The following is a 23,108-nucleotide window of genomic DNA, read 5'->3' as shown; positions in this document are numbered from 1 at the left end:
GCGGCCGTCCGCTCAGGGCGTGCAGCAATCAGTCGATGTCAGGACAGAGGAGGTGCGCGGGAGTGGAAGGCCGCAGGCGCCGATTTCAGGTGGATGAATTCGGCATTGGTGGTGCGGAACAGAAGCTCGATGGCTTCCGGCAACAGCAGCAGCGGCGGCGCTGTGAACAGCATGCTGCTCGCGAGCGAGATCACGGTGCAGATCGCGCAATGATCCGCCGGATGCCGGTCGTTGTCCGGCCTGGTGGGCGGCTCGGTCCCGGTCACCTGGACTGCGAGGTCCGGCGTGGCCGAGGTCCCGATATAGGCGAGATCGAGCAGCGACAGGCCGGTCTGGACCGCGGGCGCCGCTTGCGCGGCTGCGATCGGGTGGAAGTGCCCGAATGACAGCACGAACTGGACAGCGAGCGCGAACAGCGCAAGCCGCGAGCCAGTCTTGATGCGTCTTCGGAACCACTTCATGCCGATTGAGCCCCACCCATCGGGACGGCGCTCATTCCCCAACCGTCCGATGTTACATTATAACATCGGAGGGTGGCCACGATGTCAACGGTGGTTCAGACACACTGTGTCGATCCGTTGCTGGTGTGTGATTGAAGCAACGGGCCGATTGGACATTGAGCGCTACTGGTCTCAGCGTCCCTCACGCAGCCAGGTTGCCGCGAATGCGCCGAGCAACAGCAGCAGGCCGACCAGGCCGGCGAACATCGGCAGCACACCGACGCCCTTGACCACGCTGGCGTCGCGCATCTTGACGCCGAGCCAGCCGTCGCCGCGGAAGATCGTCGACGCGCGCACCGGCACGACGCGCGGCATGTCGAGGCTCGAGCCGTCGACGATGCGCCTTGCGTCGCCGCCGGTCGCCTGCGCCAGCGGCTTCAGCATGTCGGTGGTCGAGGTGACTTCCGAGAATTCCTTCGGGTTGGTCGGGCCGACATTGATCAGCGCCTTCAGCGTGCCGTCGGTGGCCTGCCACAGGCCGAGCTCGCTCGCGGGCAGGGTAGCGCGCCACTCGCCGGGATCGCCGGCGATCAAGGTCAGTTCATGGATGGCGCCGCTTGGCGACGTCACGGTGACCGGCGCGACGGTGTCGGCCATGGTCTGCCGCACCACCGCGAGGTCCTTGCCCTGCACCTGCATGCGCAGCGCCTCTTCGTCGAGGTCGGGCTGCTTCATCAGCCAGTGCGACACCCGCCGCAACAGATCGAGATGCGGTCCGCCGCCTTCATAGCCGCGCGCCCACAGCCAGATCTGGTCGGAGAGCAGCAGCGCGACGCGGCCTTCGCCGAACCGCGACAGCAGCAGTAGCGGCTTGCCGTCGGCGCCGGTCATCACCGGCGGGTTGATCGCGTTGCGGGTGTCGACGGTGCGGAAGAACCGGCTCCAATGCGGCGGCTCGGCATTCGAGCCTTCAAGTCCGCGCGTCACCGGGTGGCGTTTCCCGGCATCGCTCAAATGCGCGTAGAACGGCTTCTCGGTGACGCCGACCGGCTCGGCCGGCAGCACCGAATCCAGCGGCGTGCGCCAGATGCTGGTGGTCGAGGCGTAATCAGGCCCGGCCGAGACCAGCACGGCGCCGCCGGAGCGGACATAGCGCGCGATGTTGTCGAAATAGGCGATCGGCAGCACGCCCTGGCGGGCGTAGCGGTCAAAGATGATCAGCTGGAATTCGTTGATCTTCTGCTGGAACAGCTCGCGGGTCGGAAACGCGATCAGCGACAGCTCGTTGATCGGCGTGCCGTCCTGCTTCTCCGGCGGACGCAGGATGGTGAAGTGCACGAGATCGACGCTGGGGTCGGACTTCAACAGATTGCGCCAGGTGCGCTCGCCGGCATGCGGCTCGCCGGACACCAGCAGCACGCGCAGCTTGTCGCGCACGCCGTCGATCGCGACCACGGCGCGGTTGTTGACCGGCGTCAGCTCGTTCTCGAGCGGTGAGGCCTCGATCTCGACGATGTTGGGACCGGCATGCTTGATGTCGATGTCGACGCTCGAGGTCTGGCCTGAGGTCAGCGTGCGCTCGTTGATCACCTCGCCGTCGCGGCGGATCGTGACCTTGGCGCGCTCGCCGGTGACGCCCTGGTCGTCGAGCCGGTAGGTGATGGTCTGGGTCTGGCCGACGATGCCGAAGCGCGGCGCCGCGGTGATCGCGATGCGGCGGTCGCGCTCGTCCTTGCGGCCGGTGATCAGGGCGTGCAGCGGCGCCTGGAAGCCGAGCGCCTGGGCGTTAGCGGGAATATCGTGCACGCGGCCGTCGGTGATCATGAACGCGCCGGCGACGCGCTCGACCGGAACATCCGACAATGCCGACGTCAGCGCGCCGAACAGCTTGGTGCCGTCGGTTTCGCCGTCGGCCTGGCCGGCCTCGACGACGCGGACCTCGAGGCCTTTGATCTGCTTCAGGCTGTCGACCAGCGCTTGCCGTGCCTTGTCGGTCTCCTGGGTGCGCGTGCCGAAATTCTGGCTCGGGCTCTTGTCGATCACGACGGCGGCGACCGAGGTCAACGGCTCGCGGTCCTCGCGGGTGAAGGAGGGATTGGCCAGCGCAAGCAGGATCAGCGCCAGTGCGGCGACACGCACCGCGGCGCCGCGCGCGCGCGACAGCAGCAGCAACACCGCGATGACGACGATCGCGCCGAGCGCGATCCACAGCACGATCGAGGGAACCAGCGGTGTGAACGCGATACCGTAGTTCATGGCGCTACTCCGTCATTCCGGGGCGATGCGGAAGCATCGAACCCGGAATCTCGAGATTCCGGGTCTGGTCCTTCGGACCATCCCGGAATGACGGGTAGGCAGTTGAACTCATGACTCGCATCTCTATTGTCCCAGCCGCTCGATCAAGGCAGGCGCGTGCACCTGGTCGGCCTTGTAGTTGCCGGTGAGCGTGTACATCACGATGTTGACGCCGGCGCGGAACGCGAATTCGCGCTGGCGCGGCTCGCCAGGTGTCAGCGGCAGCATCGGCTGCCCGTCGGGGCGGATCGCCCAGGCGCCGGCGAGATCGTTCGACGTGATGATGATCGGCGAGACGCCGTCGCCGCCGCGTGCCGGGCGCTGCGCGGCCTCCTCGTCATCCTCACGCGGCAGCGCCTCGACCCAGGTCTGGCCGGTGTTGAAGCGGCCGGGGAAGTCGCGCAGCAGATAGAACGTCTTGGTCAGCACGTGCTCGCGCGGCACCGGCTCGAGCTCGGGCACGTCGAGGGTCGACAGCAATTCGCGCAGCGTCTGCATGCCCGGCGTCTGCGATGCGCCATTGTCGCCCGGTGGCGCCTCGACGGCGTCGCGGGTATCGAAGATCACGGTGCCGCCCTGCTTCATGTAGGCGTCGATCTTGTTGATGGCGTCCTGCGCAGGCTTCGGCGCGCCCGGCACGATCGGCCAGTAGATCAACGGGAAGAATGCGAGCTCGTCGCGCGCGGGATCGATGCCGATGGGATCGCCGGCCTCCAGCGCGGTGCGCTGGCCGAGGAACAGCGTCAGGCCGGACATCCCGGCCTTGACGATGGAATCGACGTCGGCGTTGCCGGTCACGACATAGGCGAGCCGCGTCTGCGACACCGCCTTGATGGCGAAGTCGTCGCTGCTGGCGTTCTGCGCGCGCGTCGACGAAGGCACCATCATGGTCGCAAGGATGAAGGCCAGAACGAGCACAGCCGGCGCGGCGCGGCGCCGGATCAGCGCGGCAAGGCCGCCGCCGAGCATCGCCACCACGATCGCGTCGAGCAGGAACAGCGCAAGCGCCGTCGACAGCATGATGCCGCGCAGGTCACGCGGCTCGGTGTTGGTGTAGGTCGCATGCTTCGCGCGCAGGCCGGAGATGTCGAGCGGCGCGATGCGGTCGGCGGAGGCCAGCGTGTTGACCGCGATCGGGCTCTCGGCGGTGCCGTAGAAGCCGGGCGGATGGTCCGCGGTGCCGCGGTCGCGATAGTCCGCCGACATCGGCTTGGCGGTCGACGGCGGCGGGCCAAACGCGCCGAAGCCGTCGAGCGTGCGCAGCGGCGCTACCGTCTCGGCATTGGGATCGCTGGCGACGCCGGGGCCGGGCTTCGAGGTGTAGCCGGACATGTCGATCAGCCGGCGCAGCATCTCGACGAAGGTGCCGGACATCGGCAGGTCCGACCAGCGCATGTCGGCGCCGACATGGAACAGGCTGACCACGCCCTTGCCGCGATGCTCGCCGGTGACGAGCGGCGTGCCGTCCTCGAGCGAGGCCCAGCTCTTGGTCGCGAGCACGGCGTCGGGCTCGGCGAGCACCTGGCGGCTGACCGTGATGTCCTTCGGCACGGTGAGGCCCGTGAACGGGCCGTCGGCGGCGAACGAGGCCATGTGTTGCGGCTTCTCCCAGGTCAGGCTGCCGCCGAGCGTGCGTCCGCCGCGGCGCAGCCTGACCGGAACGAGGTCGTCATCGGCCTGCGCGAGGCGGGGACCTGCGAAGCGCACCAGCACGCCGCCTTGCTCGATCCAGGTGTTGAGCCGGTCGCGGATCTCCGGCGACAGCGTGCCGACATCGGCCATCACGATCATCGGCAGCCGCTGATCGAGGAATTGCCCGATCACCTGCTGCGGCGCGCCGCGATCGCCGAGCCTGACGTCGGCGAACGGCGACAGCGCGCGGGAGAGATAGAAGGTCGATGCCAGCAGCGGTTGGGCGGTGTCGTTGCTCGCACCCGAGACCACGCCGATGGCGCGGCGGCGCCACCGCCGGTCGAGCAGCTGCACGGCGCCGGCCGAATGCTCGCCCGAGATTTCGAGCCGCGCGATGTCGTTGCGCAATTCGACCGGAAGATCGAAGGCGGCTTCGGTCTCGCGCTCCTGCGGGCCGAATGCGTAGCGGGCCTCGCCGATCGGCGAGCCCTTGGCGTCGACCGCGCGCACCGATCCCGCCGCGATGCCGCTTTCGGTGCGCAGCACCTTCACGGTCATCTTGGCGGCGGCGTTCTCGGCCGCGACCAGCGCCTGCGCGGATTGCGCGCCGCCCGCGTAGATCGTCAGATTGCGGCTCTCGATCACCTTGCCGAGACCTTCGGTGAATTCGCTGCCGCGGCCGGTGTCGACGCCGTCGGACAGCCAGGCGATGTCGCAGTCGCCGGTCGATTTGAGGAAACGTTCCAGCGTCGCCAGGGTTTCGACGCGATCGATCGAGTAGGGTTTTGGCGCAAGCTGGCGCAGCGCGACGCGCGCGGCGCCGGCCGGCATCAGCGTGATGTCGCGCGTCGGCTCGGACAGCGGCACCAGCGCGACGCCGCGGCGGTCGCTGTCGGCATTGGTGACCAGCTCGTCGGCCGCCTTGATCCGCGCGTCCCAGCTCGAGGCCGCGCTCCAGCCGTCGTCGAGCAGGATCACCAGCGGCTGCTTGCCGGCGGCAACGCCGGTCTGCGGATTCCAGATCGGCCCGGCGGCGGCGAAGATCACCAGCGCGGCGGCGGTGAGCCGCAGCAGCGTCAGCCACCACGGCGTGCGCGACGGCGTCTCCTCCTTGGGTGCGATGTCAAACAACAGCCGCGTCGGAGGGAATTCGATCCGGCGCGGTCGCGGCGGCATCACGCGCAACAGCCACCACAGCACCGGCAGGCTGACCAGCCCCAATAGCAGCAATGGTTCGGCGAAGGAGAGCGGGAGGCCTGCGATCATGCGCTGCGTCCCGCCTTGACGGTTGACCGGCCGCCGCCCTTGCTCACCATCATGCCGGCATGCAGGAACAGCAGCAGTTCGGCCGCGGAGCGGCTGGTGGTATGGGTCGAGAGCAGCCAGTCGAGCCGGTTGGTCTCGGCACGGATCTGGTCGCGATGCAGTGCGACGCGCGCGACATAGTCGCTCGCCCAGCTCTCGGCGCGGCCCGCGGTGATGACGCTGCCGGCCTCAGGCTCGACGAATTCGACGCGGCCTGAATAAGGAAAGCTCTCCTCGGCGGGATCGACGACCTGGATCATCGTGCCGTGCGCGCCCGACGAGGCGAGCCCGGCCAGCATGGTCGTGATCTCTGCGATCGGCGACCAGAAATCCGACAGCACGACGACTTCGGCCAGCGACGACGGCACGAAGGACGGCGGCAGGCTCGCGCGCGTCGTCTCGTCGTGCAACATCGCCTCCGCCATCTTGTCGATCACGTTGAGGCTTGCGGTCGGGTTCAGCAGGCCGGGAATGCCGACGCGTTCCCCGCCCGCAACGAGCAGCTCGGCAAGCGCGAAGGCGACGATCAGTCCGCGCTCCAGCTTGCTGTCGCGCGCCTCGCGCGAGGCAAAGGCCATCGAGGGCGAGCGGTCGGGCCAGATCCAAACGGTGTGCGCGGCCTCCCACTCCTGCTCGCGGACATAGAGATGGTCGTCGCGCGCCGAGCGGCGCCAGTCGACGCGCTGCGACGGCTCGCCGGAGACGAAGCGGCGGTATTGCCAGAAATTCTCGCCCGAGCCGGCGCGGCGGCGGCCATGCAGGCCATGGATGACGTTGGCGGCGACACGACGGGCCTCAAGCACAAGACGCGGCAGCGATGCGGCGAGCGTTCGGCTTTCGCCATCGGCACGTCGAACCGCCAGGATCTCCTCGTTCTGGTGCCTGTTGTCTGCCGCCATCAACCGATCCGCGTCTTCAGCTGCTTGATAACGTCAGGAATGGTGCGGCCCTCGGCGCGCGCCGAGAAGGTCAGCGCCATGCGATGCTTGAGCACGGGCTCGGCAAGATCGAGGACGTCGTCGATCGACGGCGCGAGCCTGCCGTCAAGTAGGGCGCGGGCGCGCACCGCCAGCATCAGGGCCTGGCTGGCGCGGGGACCGGGTCCCCAGGCGATCAGCTTGCCGGCTTCTCCGCCTTCGGGGCCGGGACGCGCGGCGCGCACCAGCGTCAGGATCGCCTCGACCACGGAATCGCCGACCGGCAGGCGCCGCACCAGGCGTTGCGCCGTGATCAGCGTCTCGGCGTCCATCGACGCCTTGGCAAGCGTCTCGTCGGCACCGGTGGTTTCGAACAGGATGCGGCGCTCGGCGTCGCGATCGGGATAGTCGACGTCGATTTCCATCAGGAAGCGGTCGAGTTGCGCCTCGGGCAGCGGATAGGTGCCTTCCTGCTCGAGCGGGTTCTGTGTCGCGAGCACGTGGAACGGCTTCGGCAAATCGTGCCGCGCGCCGGCAATGGTGATGTGCTGCTCCTGCATGGCTTGCAGCAGCGCCGACTGGGTGCGCGGGCTGGCGCGGTTGATCTCGTCGGCCATCAGGAGCTGCGCGAACACCGGACCCGAGATGAAGCGGAACGAACGCTTGCCGGCCGAGCTCTCGTCGAGCACTTCGGCGCCGAGAATATCCGACGGCATCAGGTCGGGCGTGAACTGGATGCGCTTGGCGTCGAGCCCGAGCGTAATGCCGAGCGTCTCGACCAATTTCGTCTTCGCAAGACCGGGGACGCCGATCAGCAGCGCATGGCCGCCGGACAGAATCGTCACCAGGGTGTTTTCAATCACCTGGTCCTGGCCGAAGATGACGGTGGCGACCGCTTCCTTGGCAGCCTTGATCTGGCCGGCGACCTGTTCGGCCGAGCGGACGATCACATCTTCCAGTTTCTCGACGCTGTCTGCACCGGCCATTCGATCCGCTCCTTCTTGACGATGCGCTCGATTCTCGCGTCGTCACCACATGGGCTGCATGCTAAACCTATGCGAAGGCCATGTATTCGTTGAATTAAACTATCCCCACCTTATCGGTATTTCAGGGTATGAACGGCATCACGATGTGGCGAGAATGACATCCCGACCACATCTCAGGATACGTGCACCAAATGTGCCAGATTGAGGGTTGGAAACTTCAGGGCAAACAATGGCGAAGCAAGGGCAGAGCGATTCCGGCAGTGAAACTACGGGGCTCGGAGCGAAGGCGCTCGGAGGCAAGGGCCTCGAAGGGCTGACCACCGCCGCCAATCAAGCCGCGACATCGGGTCCGGCCGGACGCAAGGGCCTCCCTCCGGTTCATCTATGGAATCCGCCGTTCTGCGGCGATCTCGACATGCGAATCGCGCCCGACGGCACCTGGTTCTACATGGGAACGCCGATCGGACGCCCGGCGCTGGTGCGGCTGTTCTCCACGATCCTGAAGCGCGAGGACGGCAAGCACTTTCTCGTGACACCGGTGGAGAAGGTCGGCATCCGCGTCGATGACGCGCCGTTCCTTGCCGTGGAAATGCAGACGGAAGCAGACGCGCGCGGCCGTTTGCTCCGGTTCCGCACCAATGTCGACGATTGGGTCGATTGCGAGAAGGGCCACGGGCTCAGATTCGAGGCCGCCGAAGACGGCGGATTGACGCCCTATCTGCACGTTCGCGCCGACTTGTGGGCCAAGGTCACCCGCGCGCTCTACTACGATCTGGTTGACATGGGCGAGGAGCGGATGGTCGATGGTCAGGAGATGTTCGGCATCGAGTCCGGCGGCGAGTTTTTCGCGATGGCCGATGCCAGCCAAGTGAGGGGCGCACTTTGAACGAGCCGTTGCTGAAGGTGAAGCCGGCGACGATCAGCTCGACGGAATTCTTCGCGCGAGCCCGCACGCGGCTCGATTTCGAAGTGCCGCCGGGCCTGGTCGATCCGCATATCATTCCGCGCACCGGTGATTCCGGCAACGATCGCATGCTCGAGATCGTGGCCCAGGAGCAGCCGGTGCGGCCGGCCGCGGTGCTGATCCCGGTGGTCGATCATCCCGAGCCGACCGTGCTGTTGACGCAGCGGTCGCCCAATCTGTCGAGCCATGCCGGCCAGATCTCGTTTCCCGGCGGCAAGATCGACGCCACCGACGCCTCGCCGCTCGACGCGGCGCTGCGCGAAGCCTGTGAAGAAGTCGGGCTGAAGCGGGAATTCATCGACCCTGTCGGCTATCTCGACCTCTATGGCACCGCGTTCGGCTTCCGCATCCTGCCGACGGTCGCCAAGGTGAAGCCGGGATTTACCTTGGAGATCAACGAGGCCGAGGTCGTCGATGCGTTCGAGGTGCCGCTCGCTTTCCTGATGAACCCCGAGAACCATCAGATCCACACCAAGGAATTCCGCGGCATGGACCGGTCCTACTACGCGATGCCGTTCGCCGAGCGCTACATCTGGGGCGCGACCGCCGGCATCCTGCGGGTGCTGTATGAGCGGATCTATCTGTCATGATCCGCACGGTGTTGACCGAGATCGGCATCTTTCTGATCCCTTTCGCGGTCTATGCCATCTTCCTCTTCGCGACGCGGTCCGGTGTGACGTTGCCGGCATCCTGGCCGCTCGACATGATCGCGAAGCTGACGCTGGCGGCGCTGGTGCTGGTCATCGTGAGCTTCGTGCTGCTCGCCGAATTGACCGGCGCGCCGCCGAACTCGACCTACGTTCCAGCCCATATCGAGAACGGCAGGCTGGTGCCGGGAGCTGAGAAATGAGCGAGGTGCGCCTGTTGTCCGACGCGCCGTGGCTCGCTTCGGGGCCCGCGGCGCGCGTGCTCGGCCTGCTCAATGCCGACGGCGAGGAAGCGCGGGTGATCGGCGGCGCCGTGCGCAACGCGCTGATGCAAATTCCGCTCGCCGACATCGACATCGCCACCACGGCATTGCCGGAGGAGGTGATCCGCCGCGCCAAGCGGGCAACCATCAAGAGCGTGCCGACCGGCATCGAGCACGGCACGGTGACCCTGGTCGTCGACGGTCAGCCCTTCGAGGTGACGACGCTGCGCGAGGACACCGAGACCTATGGCCGCAAGGCCAAGGTGGCGTTTGGCCGCGACTGGGTGCGCGATGCCGAGCGGCGCGACTTCACCATCAACGGCCTGTCGGTCGACGCTTCGGGCGTCGTGCATGATCACGTCGGCGGTCTCGCCGATATCGAAGCGAGGCGCGTGCGCTTCATCGGCGATCCCGCGCAGCGGATTGCCGAGGATTATCTGCGCATCCTGCGCTTCTTCCGTTTCCACGCCGCCTATGGCGCCGGCGAGGTCGATCGCGCCGGCTATCTCGCCTGCATCAGCGGGCGCGCCGGACTTGCCGGCCTCTCGGCCGAGCGCATCCGCATGGAGATGCTCAAGCTCGTGGTCGCGAACGGCGCCGCAAGCGCGGTGGTCGCGATGGGCGACGGCGGATTGCTGCTGCCGCTGTTCGGCGGCGTCGCCTATACCGGGCCGTTCGCGGCGATGATCGAGATCGAAAGGCTGATGGGGCTCGCGCCGAGCGCGACGCGCCGGCTGGCCGCGCTGACGGTCGCCGTGACCGAGGACGCGCGGCGCATCGCGGGTCGGCTGCGGCTCTCCAATGCCGAGGCCAAGGCGCTCGATTCGATGGGCCACCGCTGGTGGCGCCTGCCCGGCATGGACGAGGCGCGTGCCAAGCGCAGGCTCTACCGGCTCGACGAAGAGCCCTATCGCGACCGGCTGCTGCTCGCCTGGGCGCGAACCGGCGCTCAGGGCGACGTCGATCAATGGCGCGCGCTCGCCACGTTGCCGCAGCGCTGGCGTGCCCCTCACTTTCCGTTGAGGGCGTCGGATTTCATCGCGCGCGGGATTGCCGAGGGACCGGCGCTGGGGCATGTACTGACCCTGGCCGAGGATGCTTGGCTAGCCGCGGATTTCCCGCTGGATCCGCAGGTGTTGTCTGGCATCGCCGACCAGACCGTTTCCCGTTTCACCCGCGATCATCGGCTTTGAATTTTCTCTCCGGCTTCGCAGACATCTCGCTCGTTCAAATTCTGCTGGTCGCAGCCGTTGCGCTGTTTGCTTCCGTGATCGGAGGCCTCGCCGGCTACGGCACCGGCGCCTTGATGCCGCTGGTGCTGGTGCCGATGGTCGGCGCCGAGCCGGTCGTGCCGATCATCGCGATCTCGTCGATCTTCACCAACACCAGCCGCTTCGTCGCCTTCGTCAGATTTGCCGACCGCCGCAAGGCGATCATCGTGATCGCGGCGGCGCTGCTCTCCACGGCGCTCGGCGCCTACGGCTACACACGGCTGACCAGCGCCGGCGCTTCGCTGGTGATCGGAAGCATGCTGATCCTCAGTGTCCCGCTGAGGCGGCTGCTGCGCAGGCACAGCGTCAGGATCGGTGAGCGGGGCCTTGCAGCCGGCGCTGCCGGCTATGGCGTCGTGGTCGGCGGCACTGCGGGCTCCGGCGTCATCCTGCTGTCGCTGTTGATGGCGGCGGGCCTCGAGGGCGCCGCTGTGATCGCAACCGATGCGGTGATCTCGCTCACAAGCGCCGCGGTCAAGATTTCGGTGTTCGGTTTGACCGGTGTCATCACCGCGCAGGTGCTGGCGCTTGCGCTTCTTATCGGCCTGGTCGCTATTCCCGGCGCGTTCCTGGCCAAGGCCTTCGTCGAGCGGATGCCGGTGCATGTCCACACCGCGATCCTCGATGCCGCCGTGATCACCGGCGGCGTGGTGATGATCTCGAGCGCGCTGCGCGCGTTGTGACGAGAAGAAGAGGCGACGCTGCCGGCGGCGCGCCGGGCAGCATCGCCTGAATCTCGCGCAGCCTTGTCAAGCTGCCTCGTTAAGCGGCCTTGCGCTTCTTCTTGCGGTCGCCGTCCTCGTCGTCGTCCTCTTCTTCCTCGTCATCCTCTTCTTCGTCGTCGTCCTGCTCGTCATCTTCCGGATCGATTTCGGCCGACTCGAGTGCGACGAGCGGCAGGGTTTCGCGAAACAGGTCGCCGTCCGTGCCCATCCACAGGCACTCCACCTTGTCCTCGTCGACTTCGACCACCGTGATCGGATGACCGCCGGATTTCAGCATGACGACATCGCCTGGTTTCAGTTCCATGATTTTCCCTCCGCGCTGGATGACGCGGACGGCAAGCTAGCGACCGGTGATGACAGTGCGATCACGGCCGGCGCCTGGCGCGATGGATTTGCTGTGAAAGCAGAAGCTGCGTTATTTCCGCGCGGCCGGAACCAGTTCGGTCAGCGAGCGGATGATGCGGTCGGGCTTGATCGTCGATCCCGGGGGCAACCCGACGCCGTGCACGTCCATCCAGATCGCATAGATGCCAAGCCGCTGCGGCGCCACGACTTCCCACTCCAGATTGTCGCCGATCATCCAGGTATCAGGCGCGGTGACGCCGAGTGCCTGCATCGCGTGCAGATAGGCGCGCTCCTCGGGCTTGCCGAAGCCGTGCTCGCCCTCGATCTGGATGTGATCGAAGCGATGGCCGAGCGCGAAGCGCTCGACCTTGGCGCGCTGCATGTCGGCGGCGCCGTTGGTGACCAGCGCGAGCTTGATGCCGAGCGCCTTGAATGTATCGATCGCTTCATGCGCGCCGGGGAAGATGAACATCTCCTCCTCGCGATAGGCGGTGAAGCGATCGGCGATGCGGTCCGCGAGATCGTCCGGCAGCGCACGGTGGCCGGCCGCCGCAAGCTGAGCGAAGCCGCCCTTCACGGTCAGCCGGCGTGCCTCGCCGAGCTTAATCCGCCAGATCGGCTCGGCCGTCGACCAGAATTGCCGTGCATAGGCGAGCAGCGCGGTCGCGACCGTCTCCGGGGGCAGCGGCGCGAGCTCTGCGGCGAACTCGGTGGTGATCGTGTTCCAGGCGATCTCGGGACGTCCATAGGCCGACAGGATGGTGTCATCCATGTCGATCAGCATCGCGCGCGGCAGCTTGGTCACGGCCATTTCACCTCCGGCGGCAGCGACGACAGGATCGAATCGACATTGCCGCCGGTCTTCAGGCCGAAGATGGTGCCGCGATCATAGAGCAGGTTGAACTCGACATAGCGCCCGCGGCGGATCAGCTGCTCGTCGCGATCCTCCGCGCTCCAGTCGCTCTCGAAATTGCGCCGCACCAGGTCGGGATAGATCTTCAGGAAGCTGCGCCCGACGTCCTGGGTGAAGGCGAGATCGGCCTCCCAGTCGCCGCTGTCGTGCCAGTCATAGAAGATGCCGCCGACGCCGCGGGCTTCCTTGCGGTGTGGCAGATAGAAATAGTCGTCGCACCATTTCTTGTACTTGTCGTAGTCGGCGACGCCGTTCGGCCCGCTGCAGGCCTCTTTCATCGCGGCATGGAAGGCGACCGTGTCGGGGTCTTCCTGGGTGCGCCGCCGGTTCAGCACCGGCGTCAAATCGGCGCCGCCGCCGAACCAGGCCTTGGTGGTGACGACGAAGCGGGTGTTCATGTGCACGGCGGGCACGTTCGGATTGCGCAAATGCGCGATCAGCGAAATGCCCGAGGCCCAGAACCTCGGATCGTCGGCCGCGCCGGGAATCTGCGCACGGAATTCGGGAGCGAACTCGCCATGCACCGTCGAGCAGTGCACGCCGACCTTCTCGAACAGCCGGCCCTTCATGATCGACATCACGCCGCCACCGCCGGGCTTGCCGGTGTGGTCGGTGCGATCCCAGGGGGTGCGCACGAACCGGCCGGCATTGCCGGGATAGAGTGCGGAGGGGGCGTCGTCCTCGAGCTTCTCGAAGGCCGCGCATATGTCGTTGCGCAGCGCCTCGAACCAGCCGCGCGCGCGCGTCTTGCGGTGTTCGATGATGGTGGGGTCTGTTGGCAGCATGGCTAACCCTGTGGGCCGAAATAGGTGCAGCTCTCGTTGCAGCTGTCGCGATGGACGCTGACGCGGGTCAGCTTGCCCGCGTGCTGCAATCGCTCCCAGATGAAGCGTGAGAGATTCTCCAGTGTGGGGACACCGATCGCCTCGATCTTGTTGAGGAACTTGTGGTCGAGCGTCTTCTGCACCTCGGCCATGGCGCGTTCGAGCAGGCCGAGGTCGACCACCATCCCGGTTTTCGGATCGGGGGTGCCGCGGACGGTAACCTCGGCTCGAAACGAGTGACCGTGGATCTCCTCGCTGGCAGTGCCAAAGGTCGTTCCGGATAGCGCATGCGCAGCTTCGAACCGAAACGCTTTCGTCAATTCCCACATCTCTCTCAACAATCCAGTTCTGTTAGTTCATCTAATGCCGAGCGTCTTGTGCGTCTGCACGCTGAGGCGCCATTGCGGGTGCTTCAGGCAGTATGCGATCGCCCGCTCGGTATTTTCGATCACGTGGGGGCCGTCCATCGGCTGCAGCGAGAAGCGCTCGAAGGCGAGGCCAGCAAAGTCCTCCGGCGCGTTTTCCGGCTGCGGATAGACCAGCTTGAGTTCGTGGCCCGTGCGCACCACGAGCTCGGATGCCGCCTTGGGGCTGACGCAGACCCAGTCGAGCCCGTCGGGCGGCGCGATGGTGCCGTTGGTTTCGATCGCAATCGCAAAGCCGTGGCCGTGCAGGGCCTCGATCAGGGCGGTATCGACCTGCAGCAGCGGCTCGCCGCCGGTCAGCACCACGTAGCGGTCGGTTTCGCCCCCGGTCCATTGCGCGGCAATGGTGCCGGCAAGCTCGGCCGCATCGGCATAGCGGCCGCCGAGCGTGCCGTCGGTGCCGACGAAATCGGTGTCGCAGAAGCGGCAGACGGCCCCGGCGCGGTCCTGCTCGCGGCCGCTCCAGAGATTGCAGCCGGCGAAGCGGCAGAACACGGAGGCCCGGCCCGCATGGGCGCCTTCGCCCTGCAGGGTGAGAAAGATCTCCTTGACCGCGTAGCTCACCAAAAATCCCTTAAGTTACCGAACCGGCAATTCCTGAACCCGTTTGCCGCAGCGCCTCTCCGACTGCCATGGCCGCGGTGACCGCCACATTGAGCGAGCGCAAGGACGGCTTGATCGGAATCAGCAGCCGCGCATCCGCGGCGGCTACCACCGCCTCGGTCACCCCCGCCGTTTCGCGCCCGAAGAGCAGGACATCGGAGGCCCCATACGCGAAATCAAGGTAGGATTTCGCCGCCTTGGTCGTGAACAGGACCAGCCGGCATCCGGCCTCGGCCCGCCATTCCTCGAATTTCGACCATGAGTCGTGACGCTTCAACCGCACATGGTCGAGATAGTCCATACCCGCCCGGCGGAAATTCCGGTCCGAGGTGTCGAACCCTGCCGGTTCGATGATATGGGCTGACACGTCCAGGCAGGCGCAGAGGCGCAGAATCGTCCCTGTATTCTGGGGGATGTCGGGCTGGAACAGCGCGATCTGCATGGTGCGGGCGACCTGTGAAATCCGGATGAAATTGTCTCAATAAAACATCGCTCGGCGCGGATTTCGTGCATTGCACGTGTGCGAGCCGATAGCGGGCTTGCGCTCGTCCGGCAAGGGTGCCAATAGAACGATTCTGGACTGCTGTTCCGCCATTTGGGGTGGGGAATAGCGGTTTTCTGCCGCCGCGGGGGCCGCGGGCGCCGGCAGCCTTTCTTGGGGCGCGTTCTGCGTCTCCGGGGCGGTTCCACCGGCTGCAGAAAAGAAAGGGCTAGGAATCGTGACGACAGCGTCTTCGGCGGACCATCCGACACGCCGTGATTTTCTCTTTGTTGCAACCGGAGCTGCCGCCGTGGTCGGCGCAGCCGCCACTGTTTGGCCGCTGGTTGCCCAGATGAACCCGGATGCCGCGACGATCGCGGCCGGCGCGCCGATCCAGGTCGACCTGACGCCGATCGCCGAGGGCCAGGACATCAAGGTGTTCTGGCGCGGCAAGCCGATCTACATCAGCCACCGCACCAAGAAGCAGATCCAGGAGGCCCAGGGCGTGGCGCTCTCGAGCCTGCCCGATCCGCAGCCCGACTCGGCCCGCGTCAAGGCAGGCCACGACCAGTGGCTGGTCGTGATCGGCATCTGCACCCATCTCGGCTGCATCCCGATCGCCCATGAGGGCAATTACGACGGCTTCTTCTGCCCCTGCCACGGCTCGCAGTACGACTCCTCCGGTCGTATCCGCCAGGGGCCGGCGCCCGCCAACCTGGCGGTGCCGCCCTACGCCTTCCTTACCGACACCAAAATCCAGATCGGCTAAGTCCCGGACCTCCGGGATTTAGACTTCCCCTTGGACCCATCGCGTCGTTTTTCTTCTTCAGGATCGCATCAATGAGCGGACCATCTGATTTTCAACCGAGCAACCCCGCCTTGAAGTGGATCGAACGGCGTCTTCCGATCTTCGGCCTGATCCACTCCTCCTTCGTGGCCTATCCGACGCCGCGCAACCTGAACTACTGGTGGACCTTCGGCGCCATCCTTTCGATGATGCTGGCGCTGCAGATCCTGACCGGCGTGATCCTGGCGATGCACTACACGCCGCACGCCGATCTCGCCTTCAAGTCGGTCGAGCTGATCGTCCGCGACGTCAATTACGGCTGGCTGCTGCGCAACATGCATGCCTGCGGCGCGTCGATGTTCTTCTTCGCCGTCTACATCCACATGTTCCGCGGTCTCTATTACGGGTCGTACAAGGAACCGCGCGAGGTGCTGTGGATCCTCGGCGTCATCATCTACCTCCTGATGATGGCGACCGGCTTCATGGGCTACGTGCTGCCGTGGGGCCAGATGAGCTTCTGGGGCGCCACCGTCATCACCAATCTGTTCTCGGCCGTGCCGTATTTCGGCGAGAGCATCGTGACCCTGCTGTGGGGCGGCTATTCGGTCGGCAACCCGACGCTGAATCGCTTCTTCTCGCTGCACTACCTGCTGCCGTTCGTGATCGCCGGCGTGGTCGTGCTGCACGTCTGGGCGCTGCACGTCGCGGGTCAGAACAACCCGGCCGGCGTCGAGGCCAAGACCGAGAAGGACACCGTTCCGTTCACCCCGTATGCGACGATCAAGGACGCGTTCGGTGTGTCGTGCTTCCTGATCTTCTTCGCCTGGTTCATCTTCTACATGCCGAACTACCTCGGCGACGCCGACAACTACATCCCGGCGAACCCCGGCGTGACCCCGGCGCACATCGTGCCTGAATGGTACTATCTGCCGTTCTACGCGATCCTGCGCTCGATCCCGAACAAGCTCGCCGGCGTCGTGGCGATGTTCTCGGCGATCATCATCCTGTGCTTCCTGCCCTGGCTCGACAGCGCACGGACCCGGTCGTCGAAGTATCGTCCGCTGGCCAAGCAGTTCTTCTGGATCTTCGTGGTGGTCTGCATCCTGCTCGGCTATCTCGGCTCGCAGCCGCCGGAAGGCATCTATGTGATCGCCGGCCGGATCCTGACGGTGTGCTACTTCGCCTACTTCCTGATCGTGCTGCCGCTGCTCGCCCGCATCGAGACGCCGCGCCCGGTGCCGAACTCGATCGCCGACGATGTGCTGGCGAAGAGCAAGGGCAGGGCCGCGACCGCAGCCTCTGTCATGCTTGCGCTGGTGCTGGCCGGTGGCCTGTTCGCCGGCAGCACCCAGAACGCCAAGGCCGAGGAAGGTGGCAACGCGCCGCCGGCCCAGAGCTGGTCGTTCTCCGGCCCGTTCGGCAAGTATGACCGCGGCTCGCTGCAGCGTGGCCTGAAGGTCTACAAGGAAGTCTGCTCGGCCTGCCACAGCCTGAACTACATCGCATTCCGCAACCTCGCCGATGCCGGCGGCCCCGGCTATTCGGAGGCGCAGGCGGCGGCTCTCGCGGCCGAGTACAAGGTCAAGGACGGCCCGAACGACCAGGGCGAGATGTTCGAGCGTCCTGGCCGCCCGGCGGACTACTTCCCGGCGCCGTTCCCGAACGAGCAGGCGGCGCGCGCGGCCAATGGCGGCGCGGCACCGCCGGACCTCTCGCTGATCACCAAGGCGCGGTCCTACAAGCGCGGCTTCCCGCAGTTCGTGATCGACTTCTTCAGCCAGTACCAGGAGCAGGGACCGGACTACGTCGACGCCATCTTGCAAGGTTTCGAGGACAAGGTGCCAGCCGGCGTGACGATCCCGGAGGGCTCGTACTACAACAAGTATTTCCCCGGCCATTCGATCAAGATGCCGAAGCCGTTGTCCGACGGTCAGGTGACCTTCGACGACGGCTCGCCGGCGACGGTCAAGCAGTATGCGCACGACGTCACCACGTTCCTGATGTGGGCGGCCGAGCCGCACATGGAAGAGCGCAAGCGGATCGGCATGCAGGTGTTCTTCTTCCTCGTGATCTTCGCCATCCTGATGTACTTCACCAAGCGCAAGGTCTGGGCCGACGCGCACTGACCTCAGTTATCGCGAGTTTGAAAAAGCCCCTTCGGGGGCTTTTTTGTTTTGTGCGTGTCCGAGGCTTGGTTCACGAGAAGCGCGTTGGTGCTTCGGCAGTCATGACGAGTGCGCGAGGGGGCCGCAGGGCGATTGCGTCCGTCACCGAGTACGGACAAAATGCCGGCCAATCGGCCGGCAAACATCGCGGAGGAACTCATGGGTACCAGCATCAACTTCAAGCGTCCGGACGGCAAGGAAGCGTCGGGCTATCTCGCCAACGCCGCGCGCGGCAACGCGCCCGGGGTCGTCGTGATCCAGGAGTGGTGGGGGCTGCAGGACCAGATCAAGGGCATGTGCGACCGCTTCGCGCGGGCCGGTTTCGATGCGCTGGCGCCCGATCTCTACAAGGGCAAGGTGGTGCCGTATCACGACACCGACGCGGCCGGCAAAGAGATGAACTCGCTCGACTTCATGGATGCCACCACGCAGACGGTGCGCGGCGCCGCGCAATATCTCGGCAAGAACGGCGCCAAGGTCGGCCTGACCGGCTTCTGCCTCGGCGGCGCGGTGACCATCATCGGCGCCACCAAGATCCCGGAGCTGACCGCAGGCGTGGTGTTCTACGGCATTCCGCCGGAGCAGGCGGCCAAGCCGGCGGACGTGCGGATTCCGCTGCAGGGCCATTTCGCCACCAAGGACGATTGGTGCACGCCGGCGCTGGTCGATGGTTTCGAGAAAGCGATGAAGGCCGCCGGCAAATCGCTGGAGCTGTACCGCTATGACGCCGACCACGGCTTTGGCAACGAGCAGCGCCTGTCGGTGCACGACCGCCAGTGTGCGGAACTGGCCTGGGACCGGGCGACTGATTTCTTCAGGAAGCATCTGGGCTGAGTGGCGTTCGCGATCACCATCCGTCGTCCCGGCGAAGGCCGGGATCCATACGCCGCGGCCGTCGTGATCAAAGGAAGCTGGCCGACGGCTTTGCCAGACAACCACGCCCTGCCGTTATGGGTCCCGGCTTTCGCCGGGACGACGCAGCTTTTATGAAGCCTTCACCTCGTCCCACCACGGGCAGGTGCCCGACATCAGCTTGAAATTGCCTTCCAGCACCTGCACCGGCGCGCGCTTGCCCTCGGCGGCGGCGCGCATCCGCATCTCGCGCGCGACCGCGCGGTCCTCCGGCGACAGCCAGACACGTTCGTGGCCCCACAGGCTCGGGCCGTCGTACATTTCGAACGGCGTCCAGTTCTTAGGGTCGATCTCGCGACCGCCCCAGCCGCACTCGACCATGAAGGCTGATGGGGACTTGGCGTAGAACGACGTCATCAGGTCGTTGGTGTGGCGGCCGAGCGTGACGTTGACCCGGTCTTCCTTCGTCGCGATGTCGTAGGCTTGGCCGACATCGTCGAGCGAGAACAATTCCACCATCAGATGATGCATGCCGTTCGTACCGGTCTCGATCAGCGCGAGCGAATGGTGGCGGGCATTGACGTGGAAGAAATAGGCGCGGAACGGTTTTTCGATGTAGTCGCTGAGGCCGAAGCCGAGCACGTCGACATAGAAGCTCATGACAGGCGCGATGTTCTCGACGGTCAGCACCGCGTGACCGAGCCCGAGCGCGCCGGTGCGGAAGCCGGAGATGGATCGTCCGGGCCGGAACGGCGTGTCGTCGATCTCGGGGCCATGAAACGCCTCCAGACGGTTGCCGGCCGGGTCCTGGAATGAGATCAGTCGGCGGACCCGCCTGCTATCTGCGAGCGCCTGCGGTTCGGCAATCACGGCAACGCCGGCATGCTCCAGCCGCGCCGCCAGCGCGTCGAGGGCTGCGGCATCCGCCAGCTCCCAGCCGAAGAACCGCGTCCCTTCGCCCTGGGCGCGGTCGATCACGATGCGCTGCTTGCGGTCGTCCATCCGGAAGGCGAGCAGCGAGTTGCCGCGCTCGATCGCCTGCAGCCCGACCAGGCCGGTGCCGAACCGCCGCCAGTCGTCGAGCGCGTCGGAGCCGAAGCCGGCATATCCGAGACCCAAAATCGCCATCTGCGTCTCCACCGTCTGTCTGTTTTTTGGGCGGCTGGTCACCGTCATTTCAGCAAATCCTACGCGGATTCCGGTCGCTTCAAACCTCGAAAATGGCGTCCGAGAGGGCGTCCAGGATTGGGGCAGGGGTGTCGGGGCATCCCTTGACACGGCCCGCGCCCGGTGGTGAGTAGCGGCCATGAGCACCGTTGCCAGTCCATCCCGTCGTTGGTGGCCCACCTTCTCATAGGTGGCCGGTGCGTTTTCATTTCCCAAAAACGTCGAAGGTCGCCATCGCAGTGCGACGGTCTCCCTTCGTTTGTCCTGTGTGGCGCTCTCTTCCCAAGTTTCGTAAGAGGATCACATGAACAGGACAGTCTTCTCCCTGCCGGCCAAGAGCGAATACCTGACCAACGGCGGCCTCGCGGTCGCGCGCGTGGTCGAGCAGTTCACCGGCGGCGCCAACCGTCTCGACGATTTGATCGCGCTGCTGGACCGCCGCCGCGGCGTGGTGCTGTCCTCGGGCACCACAGTGCCGGGCCGCTACGAGAGCTTTGACCTCGGCTTTGCCGATCCGCCGCTGGTGCTAGAAACCTCAGGCACCGACTTCTCGTTGCAGGCGCTGAACCCGCGCGGCGAGGTCCTGATCGCCTTCCTCGGCGACGTGCTGCGCGAGCCTTGCGTCGTCATCTCCGAGCGCAGTGCCACGCGGCTCGCCGGCCACATCATCCGCGGTGCCGCGCCGGTGGAGGAAGACCAGCGCACCCGCCGCGCCAGCGTGATGTCGCTGGTGCGCGACATGGTGGCGGCGTTCACCTCCAATGCCGATCCGCTGCTCGGCCTGTTCGGCGCTTTCGCCTACGACCTCGTGTTCCAGATCGAGGACATCGTGCAGAAGCGCGCCCGCGAGGCCGACCAGCGCGACATCGTACTCTACGTGCCGGACCGGCTGCTGGCGTATGACCGCGCCACCGGCCGCGGCGTGGCGCTGAATTACGAGTTCTCCTGGAAGGGCAAATCCACCGCGGGCCAGTCGCACGAGACCGCGCCGAGCCTCTACGCCATGACCGGGCGGCAGGGTTTTGCCGATCACGCGCCAGGCGAATACCAGGCGACCGTCGAAGTCGCGCGCGCGGCGTTCGCCCGCGGTGACCTGTTCGAGGCGGTACCCGGGCAGCTGTTTGCCGAGCCCTGCGAGCGTTCGCCGGCGGAAGTGTTCCAACGGCTCTGTCGCATCAATCCGTCGCCCTATGGCGCGCTGATGAACCTCGGCGACGGCGAATTCCTGGTCTCGGCATCGCCGGAGATGTTCGTGCGCTCCGACGGCCGCCGGGTCGAGACCTGTCCGATCTCGGGCACCATCGCGCGCGGCTCGGATTCGATCGGCGATGCCGAACAGATCCGCAAGCTGTTGAACTCGGAAAAGGACGAGTTCGAGCTCAACATGTGCACCGACGTCGACCGCAACGACAAGGCGCGCGTCTGCGTGCCCGGCACCATCAAGGTGCTGGCGCGGCGGCAGATCGAGACCTACTCAAAACTGTTCCACACCGTCGACCACGTCGAGGGCATGCTGCGACCGGGCTTCGATTCGCTCGATGCTTTCCTGACCCATGCCTGGGCCGTGACCGTGACCGGCGCGCCGAAATTGTGGGCGATGCAGTTCGTCGAGGATCACGAGCGGTCGCCGCGGCGCTGGTACGCCGGCGCGATCGGCTGCGTGAATTTCGACGGCAGCATCAACACCGGCCTCACCATCCGCACCATCCGCATGAAGGACGGTCTCGCCGAGGTGCGCGTCGGCGCGACCTGCCTGTTCGACTCGGATCCCGCCGCCGAGGACCGCGAGTGCCAGGTCAAGGCGGCGGCGCTGTTCCAGGCGCTGCGCGGCGATCCGCCGAAGCCGCTGTCGGATTTCGCGCCCGATGCCACCGGCTCGGGCAAGAACGTCCTCTTGATCGATCACGACGACAGCTTCGTGCACATGCTGGCGGATTACTTCCGCCAGGTCGGCGCCAACGTCACCGTGGTCAGGCACATCCACGCCCAGGACATGCTGAAGCAGCGCGGATGGGACCTGCTGGTGCTGTCGCCCGGACCGGGTCGTCCGGAGGATTTCGGCATCGCGAAGACCATCGACACAGCGCTTGAGAAGAAGTTGCCGATCTTCGGCGTCTGTCTCGGCGTGCAGGCGATCGGCGAATATTTCGGCGGCCAGCTCGGCCAGCTCGGCCAGCCTGCACATGGCCGTCCGTCGCGCGTCCAGGTGCGTGGCGGCAGGCTGATGCACAATTTGCCGAATGAGATCGTGATCGGCCGCTATCACTCGCTCTATGTCGAGCGCGACAGCGTGCCCGAGGTGCTGGCGGTGACCGCGACCACCGAAGACGGCGTCGCGATGGTGATCGAGCACAAGACCCTGCCGGTCGGCGGCGTGCAATTCCATCCGGAATCGCTGATGTCGCTCGGCAACGAGGTCGGCCTGCGCATTGTCGAGAATGCATTCCGGCTTAATCCGCCGGCCAATTGAGGATTGCGAGACCAATGACCTTCGACCACGACATCAAGGCGACCGTTCGCACCATCCCGGACTATCCGAAGAAGGGCATCCTGTTTCGCGACATCACAACGCTGCTCGCCGATGCCCGCGCCTTCCGCCGCGCGGTGGATGAGCTGGTGCATCCCTGGGCGGGGGCGAAGGTCGACAAGGTCGCAGGCATCGAGGCGCGCGGCTTCATCCTCGGCGGCGCGGTGGCGCATCAGCTCTCGGCCGGCTTCGTGCCGATCCGCAAGAAGGGCAAGCTGCCGCACACCACGGTGCGGATCGCCTACTCGCTGGAATACGGCATCGACGAGATGGAGATGCATGCCGACGCCGTGCAGCCCGGCGAGCGCGTGATCCTGGTCGACGATCTGATCGCGACCGGCGGCACCGCCGAGGGCGCGGTGAAGCTGCTGCGCCAGATCGGCGCCAACATCGTCGCCGCCTGCTTCATCATCGACCTGCCCGATCTGGGCGGCGCCGCCAAACTGCGCGCGATGGACGTTCCGGTGCGCACGCTGATGGCGTTCGAAGGGCATTAGCGCCACGCGTCGTCCCGGCGAAGGCCGGTACCGATAACCACGATAGTGATTGTGGAACGACGCTGCAGCCCCAGCCT

General features: G+C 66.1%; 22 protein-coding genes. 10 read left to right on the top strand and 12 right to left on the bottom strand.

Annotated elements, in window-relative coordinates; all coding sequences use genetic code 11:
* Positions 1-38 precede the first annotated feature (38 nt).
* The 5 genes from ACE103_RS33435 to ACE103_RS33415 all read right to left on the bottom strand — a co-directional run bounded on the left by ACE103_RS33435 (position 39) and on the right by ACE103_RS33415 (position 7,575).
* A complete protein-coding gene (locus tag ACE103_RS33435; RefSeq protein WP_375776494.1) occupies positions 39-461 on the bottom strand; it encodes a DUF2946 family protein in 423 nt (140 codons plus the stop codon).
* 171 nt (positions 462-632) lie between these two features.
* Positions 633-2,696, bottom strand: a complete 2,064-nt coding sequence (locus ACE103_RS33430) for a hypothetical protein (protein WP_223969435.1) — start codon at positions 2,694-2,696, stop codon at positions 633-635.
* Positions 2,697-2,819: 123 nt separating this feature from the next.
* Entirely contained in the window at positions 2,820-5,630 is a 2,811-nt protein-coding gene (locus tag ACE103_RS33425) for a DUF4159 domain-containing protein (RefSeq protein ID WP_375781235.1), read from the bottom strand.
* Positions 5,630-6,571: a DUF58 domain-containing protein gene (locus ACE103_RS33420; RefSeq protein ID WP_375776493.1), complete on the bottom strand. Its 942-nt coding sequence runs from the start codon at positions 6,569-6,571 to the stop codon at positions 5,630-5,632. Before ACE103_RS33420 ends, ACE103_RS33425 begins: the two co-directional genes overlap by 1 nt.
* Positions 6,571-7,575, bottom strand: coding sequence for a MoxR family ATPase (locus ACE103_RS33415; RefSeq protein WP_223969434.1), 1,005 nt, complete (start codon positions 7,573-7,575; stop codon positions 6,571-6,573). Before ACE103_RS33415 ends, ACE103_RS33420 begins: the two co-directional genes overlap by 1 nt.
* A 229-nt stretch (positions 7,576-7,804) precedes the next feature.
* On the opposite strand from ACE103_RS33415, the gene ACE103_RS33410 reads away from it, so the two are divergent.
* The 5 genes from ACE103_RS33410 to ACE103_RS33390 are packed head-to-tail and all read left to right on the top strand — an operon-like array spanning position 7,805 to position 11,403.
* Positions 7,805-8,461, top strand: coding sequence for a DUF1285 domain-containing protein (locus tag ACE103_RS33410; RefSeq protein ID WP_223969433.1), 657 nt, complete (start codon positions 7,805-7,807; stop codon positions 8,459-8,461).
* 32 nt (positions 8,462-8,493) lie between these two features.
* Positions 8,494-9,129: a CoA pyrophosphatase gene (locus ACE103_RS33405; RefSeq protein ID WP_374708003.1), complete on the top strand. Its 636-nt coding sequence runs from the start codon at positions 8,494-8,496 to the stop codon at positions 9,127-9,129.
* On the top strand, positions 9,126-9,389 hold the full coding sequence (locus tag ACE103_RS33400) for a DUF6111 family protein (RefSeq protein WP_223969429.1): 264 nt from the start codon (positions 9,126-9,128) through the stop codon (positions 9,387-9,389). Before ACE103_RS33405 ends, ACE103_RS33400 begins: the two co-directional genes overlap by 4 nt.
* Positions 9,386-10,642 (top strand): CCA tRNA nucleotidyltransferase, encoded by a 1,257-nt coding sequence (locus ACE103_RS33395; protein WP_375776492.1) that lies wholly within the window; start codon positions 9,386-9,388, stop codon positions 10,640-10,642. The genes ACE103_RS33400 and ACE103_RS33395 overlap by 4 nt, the downstream gene beginning before the upstream one ends.
* Entirely contained in the window at positions 10,639-11,403 is a 765-nt protein-coding gene (locus tag ACE103_RS33390; protein WP_375776491.1) for a TSUP family transporter, read from the top strand. The genes ACE103_RS33395 and ACE103_RS33390 overlap by 4 nt, the downstream gene beginning before the upstream one ends.
* Before the next feature lie 79 nt (positions 11,404-11,482).
* Here the strand turns inward: ACE103_RS33390 and ACE103_RS33385 are convergent, their stop codons facing one another.
* From ACE103_RS33385 to ACE103_RS33360, 6 genes are all read right to left on the bottom strand, one after another.
* A complete protein-coding gene (locus tag ACE103_RS33385) occupies positions 11,483-11,749 on the bottom strand; it encodes a YodC family protein (RefSeq protein WP_375776490.1) in 267 nt (88 codons plus the stop codon).
* A 111-nt stretch (positions 11,750-11,860) separates the two neighbouring features.
* The gene (locus tag ACE103_RS33380; RefSeq protein ID WP_375776489.1) at positions 11,861-12,601 is read right to left on the bottom strand and encodes an HAD family hydrolase; all 741 of its coding nucleotides are present in this window, start codon (positions 12,599-12,601) and stop codon (positions 11,861-11,863) included.
* On the bottom strand, positions 12,592-13,488 hold the full coding sequence (gene hemF, locus ACE103_RS33375) for an oxygen-dependent coproporphyrinogen oxidase (protein ID WP_375776488.1): 897 nt from the start codon (positions 13,486-13,488) through the stop codon (positions 12,592-12,594). Before hemF ends, ACE103_RS33380 begins: the two co-directional genes overlap by 10 nt.
* 2 nt (positions 13,489-13,490) lie before the next feature.
* The gene (locus ACE103_RS33370; protein ID WP_092126881.1) at positions 13,491-13,856 is read right to left on the bottom strand and encodes a 6-carboxytetrahydropterin synthase; all 366 of its coding nucleotides are present in this window, start codon (positions 13,854-13,856) and stop codon (positions 13,491-13,493) included.
* Between the two features lie 27 nt (positions 13,857-13,883).
* Positions 13,884-14,516 (bottom strand): 7-carboxy-7-deazaguanine synthase, encoded by a 633-nt coding sequence (gene queE, locus ACE103_RS33365; protein ID WP_375776487.1) that lies wholly within the window; start codon positions 14,514-14,516, stop codon positions 13,884-13,886.
* Positions 14,517-14,526: 10 nt separating this feature from the next.
* Entirely contained in the window at positions 14,527-14,997 is a 471-nt protein-coding gene (locus tag ACE103_RS33360; RefSeq protein WP_375776486.1) for a tRNA (cytidine(34)-2'-O)-methyltransferase, read from the bottom strand.
* A 277-nt stretch (positions 14,998-15,274) separates the two neighbouring features.
* Between ACE103_RS33360 and petA the strand changes: the two genes are divergently transcribed.
* The 3 genes from petA (at position 15,275) to ACE103_RS33345 (ending at position 18,822) form a co-directional block, all read left to right on the top strand.
* Positions 15,275-15,805: a ubiquinol-cytochrome c reductase iron-sulfur subunit gene (gene petA, locus ACE103_RS33355; protein WP_097672906.1), complete on the top strand. Its 531-nt coding sequence runs from the start codon at positions 15,275-15,277 to the stop codon at positions 15,803-15,805.
* A gap of 71 nt (positions 15,806-15,876) precedes the next feature.
* Complete coding sequence (locus tag ACE103_RS33350) at positions 15,877-17,949, top strand: cytochrome c1 (protein WP_375776485.1); 2,073 nt, start codon at positions 15,877-15,879, stop codon at positions 17,947-17,949.
* Between the two features lie 198 nt (positions 17,950-18,147).
* A complete protein-coding gene (locus ACE103_RS33345; RefSeq protein WP_223969411.1) occupies positions 18,148-18,822 on the top strand; it encodes a dienelactone hydrolase family protein in 675 nt (224 codons plus the stop codon).
* A 150-nt stretch (positions 18,823-18,972) separates the two neighbouring features.
* On the opposite strand, the gene ACE103_RS33340 is transcribed toward ACE103_RS33345, so the two are convergent.
* Positions 18,973-19,968 (bottom strand): VOC family protein, encoded by a 996-nt coding sequence (locus ACE103_RS33340; protein WP_375776484.1) that lies wholly within the window; start codon positions 19,966-19,968, stop codon positions 18,973-18,975.
* A 343-nt stretch (positions 19,969-20,311) separates the two neighbouring features.
* Here ACE103_RS33340 and ACE103_RS33335 point away from each other — a divergent pair, with 343 nt between their 5' ends.
* Positions 20,312-22,477 carry an anthranilate synthase component I gene (locus tag ACE103_RS33335; RefSeq protein ID WP_375776483.1) on the top strand — a complete coding sequence of 722 codons (2,166 nt, stop codon included), beginning with the start codon at positions 20,312-20,314 and terminating at the stop codon, positions 22,475-22,477.
* A 14-nt stretch (positions 22,478-22,491) separates the two neighbouring features.
* Positions 22,492-23,031, top strand: coding sequence for an adenine phosphoribosyltransferase (locus ACE103_RS33330; RefSeq protein WP_223969405.1), 540 nt, complete (start codon positions 22,492-22,494; stop codon positions 23,029-23,031).
* The last annotated feature ends 77 nt before the right edge of the window (positions 23,032-23,108 follow it).

The organism is Bradyrhizobium sp. ma5, from assembly GCF_042258955.1.
GTDB lineage: Bacteria > Pseudomonadota > Alphaproteobacteria > Rhizobiales > Xanthobacteraceae > Bradyrhizobium.
Note: the sequence above shows the minus strand (reverse complement) of the source record. Positions and strands in the feature narration are given on the sequence as shown.